Raw genomic sequence first — 3,189 nt, forward strand, 5'->3', positions numbered from 1 at the left:
GGCACCGAGCCGGCCTGCTGGGCGGCCGCCTCGGGCGCCCCCTCCCCGCCGGCCAGCTCCGCCCGCCGCCGCGTCAGCGCGGCCGACACCGCCGCCACCGAGCTGTCGTCGCGGCGGGCCTGCACCAGCAGCGCGGGCTCCGGCTCCCACCGCGGCAGCGAGGACAGCGCCACCGCGCCCATCGCCGCCAACCGCTGCACGTCCAGCACGACCCCGAAGACGCCGCGCCCCAAGGCGAAGGCCAGCTCGCGCACCGTTCGCCCGTCGCGCACCGGTTCCAGGCGCGGCGCGCTGCCCGACGGGCCCACCGGGGCGAGGTCGTCCGGGTGCCCCTCGCGCGGAGCGCTGTCCAGCGCCCTCAGCAGCCGGGTCTCCTCGGGGGTCGGCGCCAGCGTGAACGACGACGAGCGGCCGAGCCTGCGCACGACCGTCTCCTCGGGGGGCAGCACCCCGTCCGGGCCGAAGACGCGCCGGATCCGCCGGTCGACCTCGCGCAGCAGCGCGTCCAGGTCCATCCGGGCGCCATCGGGCACCGCGCCCGGGTCGTCCTCGGTGCGCAGGCCGGTGATGCGCCCCGCCGCCATCACGAACACCGCGTCGGTCATCGCGAGGCGGGCCAGTGGGCCCGCCGACGCGGCCGGGCGCGGCGCGGGAGCGGGGTGCGGCACCGCGAGCGGGGTCCCGCCCGTCCAGGTGCTGACCACCGCTCCGTCGCGCAGCCGGATCACCCCGCCCGGGCGGCCCGCGACGTGCACCGCGCCCGCGGGGCGCGTCGCGCACCGGCGCACGGCGTCCGCGAGCGCCGGCCAGGTGGTCACCGGGACCCCCGAGGTGTCTCGACCCCCACCGCGTCCCCCCATTCCCGATCGTGCGACCCGACCACCGGCCGGTGCCGCCAGTGTGGCACCCCGGGACCGCCGAGCAATTGTCGGGGTCAATTCCGGAGCACTCCCCGATGCGTTGTCACGCTGCGGCTCCAACCAATCACAGATCGCTGTCGGACACTTCTGGTTTTGGGGTCCGGTGGACCCCGCGGATTTCCGTGCTAGTCTCCCGCGACTTGCCGGAAGTATCGCCGAACGGAGCCCTGGATGGACATCGACACCTCACTCAAGCAGGCCATGGAGATCGACGGTGCGGTCGGCGTGGCCCTCGTCGACTATGAGAGCGGCATGGCCCTGGGTTCGCTCGGTGGCGGTCGCTACCTGAACCTCGAGGTCGCCGCCGCGGGGAACACGGAGGTCATCCGCGCCAAGATGCGCACCATGGCCTCGCTCGAACTGAACGACGAGATCGAGGACATCCTGATCACCCTCGGTCGGCAGTACCACCTCATTCGGCTGCTCGGCTCGAACCGGTCGGCCTCGCTGTTCATCTACCTCGCGCTCGACCGCGGCAAGGCGAACCTCGCCATGGCCCGCCACCAGCTGCGGCAGATCGAGACCCAGCTGAACGTCTAGTTCTCCCGGCACGGTTCTCGCCCGTTCCACCGGACGGGAACCGTTGTGGGGCGACCCTTCCGCGCAATGACGCCGGGAGGACGTCGACGAGTGCGCAGCAGGCTCCCCCGGCCCCGGCCGACCCCGCGTCAGATGCCGCACTCCCCCGCGACCCCGTGGCCCCGGCCACGGGGTCGTTGCCGTGTGCCCGAAAGCGCGTCACGTGCAGCTTTCTGACCAGCAGTTTCCGCCGGTCGTCCGGAGGCGCTGCCCGATGGGCGCAGCGGGTCCACGAGCCGGTGGGTACCCCGGCTCGGTGGACGCCGTCAGCCGCGCGGCACCCGAGCGCCGCCGACGGCCGGCAGCGCGGCCCCGAACAACGACCGCGGGAATGCCTCCGGCGGGGGCCGCCACGCTCCGGCGCCGGAGCGCCGACCGACCATTCCCAGCCGCATCAGCTGGGCCGCGAGAATCGTCGTCGCGAATGTCGACGCGCCGAGTCTGCGGGCCACCGAGCGCGGCGTCGCGCCGTCGGACAGCGCCGCCAGGAACCGCCATTGCTGGGCCGACACCTGGACCGGACCGACCCGTTCGTCGGCCAGTCGGGCGATCGGCGACTCGGGTGTGACGACCGCCTGCAGGAGATCCAGGACCGATTGTCGCCGGTCCATCTCCCAGCGCAACCAGCTGAATGCGATCGGCCGCCCGGAACCGGTCCACGGGGGTACGCCGTCGCGTTGGAAGACCATGTCCGCGACGACGTCCGGGCGGTTCGGCGGAAGCAGCTCGAATGCCGCCTCGGTGGTCGCCTCACGGCCGAGCGCCACCCACTCCGGCGCGCCCAGGCCAATGGCGTCCGGAACCGCCGTCGGTGGGTCGCCGTCGGTCCGCGCCCAGGCCGCGACGAAATCGTTCCAGGCCGTCGGGGCCAGCCGCCCGGAGTTGACCAGCATCGTCCGCACCCAGGCCGCGCCCTCCAGCTCGGCGCCCACCACCCAGCCATTCCGGAAATACAGGGCCCCGATGTTGCCGCCCATCAGCCAGGCCGTTCCGGTGCGGCCGGCGGCCGCGCCCGCGGCGAGCGCCTCCACGATCGCGTGGACCCCGTCGAGGTACTGGGTGGCGTCGGTGCGGCGGCCGTCGGGCGCGGTCACGGGGCGGTCGCCGTGCGGATCTCGCGGTGGGCGATGGCCAGCCGGGCCAGGGCGCGCTCCAGCGTGACCATCAGCACCAGCCCCTGGTCGGGACCGACCGGCAGCACGCGCAGGACGTGGAAGTGCTTGGTCGCGGTGACCACGACGTCCTCCAACTCGCCGCCGAGCGCCAGGCCGGCCGACATCAGGCCCAGCACGTGCACCAGGTCGGCGGCGCCCGCCGCCACGACCGGGACGGCGACCTCGTCGCGCTGCTGCGTCGCCCCGACGACCGCCCCGGTCGCCGGGTCGACGATGCAGGCCGCGAGCACGCCCTCGATGCGGCCCACCCGCCGCAGCAGCTCTTCCGTCGTGATCATGCCGAGCCGTACCCGCTCCGTTCCGCTGGAACCCCTAGGCCATCCGCTGCAGGCTGCCCAGGAGGCGGTGCAGCGTCTGCGTGTCCGGCGCCGGCACGTCGAGCCCGACCGGGCGGACCGCCAGCGCCGGCCTCGGCACGGCCTCACGCGGCGACGCCGCGTCCAGCGCGGCGGCGGGCGCGCGCGACTCGCCCGGCACCCGCCGGGGCAGCGCGGCGAGTCCCTCGCCGTCCGCCC

General features: G+C 74.8%; 4 protein-coding genes and 1 pseudogene. 1 reads left to right on the forward strand and 4 read right to left on the reverse strand.

The features are described 5' to 3' along the window. Window positions 1–818 (reverse strand): annotated as a pseudogene (locus KIK08_RS38270) (hypothetical protein); the annotation flags it as partial. A 273-nt stretch (window positions 819–1,091) separates the two neighbouring features. Between KIK08_RS38270 and KIK08_RS38275 the strand changes: the two are divergent. Further along, window positions 1,092–1,460 (forward strand): hypothetical protein, encoded by a 369-nt coding sequence (locus KIK08_RS38275; protein ID WP_214408202.1) that lies wholly within the window; start codon window positions 1,092–1,094, stop codon window positions 1,458–1,460. Between the two features lie 305 nt (window positions 1,461–1,765). Here the strand turns inward: KIK08_RS38275 and KIK08_RS38280 are convergent, their stop codons facing one another. The 3 genes from KIK08_RS38280 to KIK08_RS38290 all read right to left on the reverse strand — a co-directional run. Beyond that, window positions 1,766–2,530, reverse strand: coding sequence for a hypothetical protein (locus KIK08_RS38280; RefSeq protein WP_214408203.1), 765 nt, complete (start codon window positions 2,528–2,530; stop codon window positions 1,766–1,768). Between the two features lie 59 nt (window positions 2,531–2,589). Beyond that, on the reverse strand, window positions 2,590–2,952 hold the full coding sequence (locus KIK08_RS38285) for a hypothetical protein (RefSeq protein ID WP_214408204.1): 363 nt from the start codon (window positions 2,950–2,952) through the stop codon (window positions 2,590–2,592). A gap of 34 nt (window positions 2,953–2,986) precedes the next feature. After that, the coding region (locus KIK08_RS38290) for a hypothetical protein (protein WP_214408205.1) at window positions 2,987–3,189 on the reverse strand (203 nt) is incomplete at its 5' end.

The organism is Pseudonocardia lacus (genome assembly GCF_018531445.1).
Classification (GTDB): domain Bacteria; phylum Actinomycetota; class Actinomycetes; order Mycobacteriales; family Pseudonocardiaceae; genus Pseudonocardia; species Pseudonocardia lacus.